The following is a 2,854-nucleotide window of genomic DNA, read 5'->3' as shown; positions in this document are numbered from 1 at the left end:
GATTAAAGAATTAGAAGAAAAACAAAAATCTTCTGAAGAAGAAATTAAAAAGTTAAAAGAAGAATTAGATAAAAAAATTGAAGAAGCAAAGAAGTTAATCGAGGAAGCAAATAAAAAATCGAAAGAAGAACTTGAAAAACAAGCTAAAGATGAAAAAGACAAAAATCTAAACCAAGACTTATCTAAGAAATTAGATGAACTTCTAAAACTTCAAAAAGAAAACAAAGAGAAGAAAGAAGATAAGGAATCTCAAGATAAGAAGTGGGACGAAATTTTGAAAGCTGATGACAAGAATATCTTAAATCAATTTGATCTTAACAAGATGAAAAAACAAGATGAACAACAATCCAAAAAACAAGTTAAAGATGAAAAAGAATTTGCAGTTTTCCAAGTAGATAAAAACTTTTATAACATTATCAATAAAGATGGTAAGACAACAGTCTATATGGATGTAAAAACTTATGTAGATCAAGGAAGAACTATGATTCCAGTAAGATATATTGCTTATACTCTAGGTTTTAATGTTGAGTATGACAACTCTACTCGTGAAGCTATTTTCTCAAATAAAGAGAATAATATCTTAGCTAAAAAGACATTAAGACTAAATATTGATACTGGTGTCATGAAAGATTCAGATGGAAAAGTCTACAATTCAGATGTTAAGCCTGTGATAATAAATGGAAGAATTCATGCTTCAATTTCAAATATTGCTAAAGCTTTTGGAGCAAGTCATGGAGATATTAAAGATGGTAAAAACCAAACAATAGAATGGGACAATGCTAGAAAAGCAGTCTATGTATTTAAAAATGTAAAATAAGAAAGGATAGAAAAATGAATAAGAGCATTAAACGAGGAGTAGCCATAGCGTTACTCCTTTTTACATTTACAGTACCAGCAACTACATTTGCGATGACAAATGAAGGGCAAATAGAAAGTCAAAACGAATCAATCTATGAACCACAAAAAGAAGAATTTGAAAAAATGTTGAAAGATGATGTTTTTACACCGTCAAAAGAAGAAATTCCTTATCAAGATGTTCCAAGAATACCAGGAAATACAAGTGAAGCAAATAAGCCTTCAAATAATCCTCCAAAGAAAACCCCACTTGTAAAAGGTGGTAATACAAAGGCAGTAAATAATCTTGCGACTGGGGAAAATAAGGCAAGAGGTTCAGTAATTGAAAATGTAGATAGGAATGGAAAAGATATTACACCAAGTGGAGATACAGAAAAAGATAAAGAAAATCCAGTAGATGTGAGACAATTTTTAACATTTCAAACTAAAAGTGGAAAAACTATGCACCTAATAGTGGATCACTCATCAAATCAAGATAATGTAAGGCTATTGACAGAAGTAGGAGAGCAAGACCTACTTAATATGATTGAATCAGAAGACAAAAATACTATAAAGGTTGAAGAGCCTAAGAAAGAAGAAGTAAAAAAAGAAGAACCTAAGACTGTTCCAGTAAAAGAAGAAAAGAAAAGTGGAATAGGTTCATTTCTAATTATTGCACTTGTAATTGGAGGAGTTATAGGAGCAGGATACTATTTTAAGGTAGTCAAAGCTAAGGAAGATAAAATGTTGGAAGACTTTGAAGAAGATGATAAGGATTATATTAGTGAGTCAGAAGATGAATCTGACAATGAAGAAAGTCATGAAGAGTCTTTAGATGAAGATGATGAACTATTATAAGAATATTAAATTTAAGTACAATTGAACTTTTGTCCCAGATATGATATGATATTTGGGACAAAGGAGAATTGTAATGAGTTCATATACAGAAAAAATATCAGATAAAATAAATGATTTTGACTCACATAAAGTATTTTTTGCTAATGACTTTTTAGATATTGATTCTTATGAAACTGCTAGAAAGACATTGAATAGAATGGTTAATGAAGATAAAATTAAGCGTGTCATTGATGGCTTTTATTACAATCCAAGATATAGTGAATTAATTGGAGAGTACGAAGAAGTATCAATTCACGAATTAGCAATTGCCATAGCAAGAAAATACAATTGGAATATTGCACCATATAATAGCACAGCCTTAAACTTATTAGGACTTTCAACACAAGTTCCAACTCATTATAAATATATATCTAGTGGAAGATATAAAGAATATAAAATTGGAGATACGGTTTTAGAATTTAAAAAAGTAAATCCAGGAGAAATTGCCAATATGTCCCTAAAGACCGCAACAGTTATTCAAGCAATTAAGTCTTTGGGCAAAGAAAATATAACTAGCGAAGTTATACAAAAGATAAGAGAAAACTTAACTGATAAAGAAAGAACAGACTTAATGAACGAATCAAAATCAGTTCCAGCATGGATATATGAAATAATAAGAGAAATTTCTGAGGGAAAAAATGAATAAGTTTTATATAGGAAACAAAGAAGATCTAAGGGTCTTAATAGTCAATACTGCAAGAAAGAAAAATATATCTGAAGCAGTCATTGAAAAGGACTATTGGGTTACTTTTATCTTAGACTATCTATTTAAAGAAAATAAATGGAAAGAATATTTTACCTTTAAGGGTGGCACATCACTGTCAAAGTGTTTTGGACTTATAGAAAGATTTTCAGAAGATATAGATCTAATCTTAGACTGGCGAGTATTAGGATATGAAGAAAAAGAACCATGGTTAGAAAGATCAAATACCAAGCAAGATAAATTCAACAAAGAAGTTAATGAAAAGACAGAAGCATTTTTAAGAGATGAATTTATAAAAGTTTTAGAAGAAGATTTAAAGGACATGGACTTTGAATTTATGATTGATACTCTTGATCCACAAACGATTCTGTGTAAATATCCTAAAATTTTTGAATCTAATTATTTAACACAAAATATAAG

Annotated in this window: 4 protein-coding genes; all 4 read left to right on the top strand. The window is 29.4% G+C overall.

Going from position 1 to position 2,854, the window contains the following annotated elements:
- On the top strand, positions 1 to 817 hold an 817-nt coding region (locus E4T79_RS10620), incomplete at its 5' end, for a stalk domain-containing protein (protein WP_135030096.1).
- 14 nt (positions 818 to 831) lie between these two features.
- Entirely contained in the window at positions 832 to 1,692 is an 861-nt protein-coding gene (locus tag E4T79_RS10615) for a CD1107 family mobile element protein (protein ID WP_135030094.1), read from the top strand.
- A gap of 73 nt (positions 1,693 to 1,765) precedes the next feature.
- Positions 1,766 to 2,377: a DUF6088 family protein gene (locus tag E4T79_RS10610; RefSeq protein ID WP_135030092.1), complete on the top strand. Its 612-nt coding sequence runs from the start codon at positions 1,766 to 1,768 to the stop codon at positions 2,375 to 2,377.
- Positions 2,370 to 2,854: nucleotidyl transferase AbiEii/AbiGii toxin family protein (locus E4T79_RS10605; protein WP_167752684.1), on the top strand; the 485-nt coding region annotated here is incomplete at its 3' end. The genes E4T79_RS10610 and E4T79_RS10605, both read left to right, overlap by 8 nt.

This window comes from Streptococcus sp. LYSM12 (assembly GCF_004569635.1).
Classification (GTDB): Bacteria; Bacillota; Bacilli; order Lactobacillales; family Streptococcaceae; genus Streptococcus.
Note: the sequence above shows the minus strand (reverse complement) of the source record. Positions and strands in the feature narration are given on the sequence as shown.

Excerpts from the sequence above, each read along its gene's own strand:
- E4T79_RS10615 (WP_135030094.1), top strand. The coding sequence starts at position 832 with ATGAATAAGAGCATTAAACGAGGAGTAGCCATAGCGTTACTCCTTTTT.
- E4T79_RS10610 (WP_135030092.1), top strand. The coding sequence starts at position 1,766 with ATGAGTTCATATACAGAAAAAATATCAGATAAAATAAATGATTTTGAC.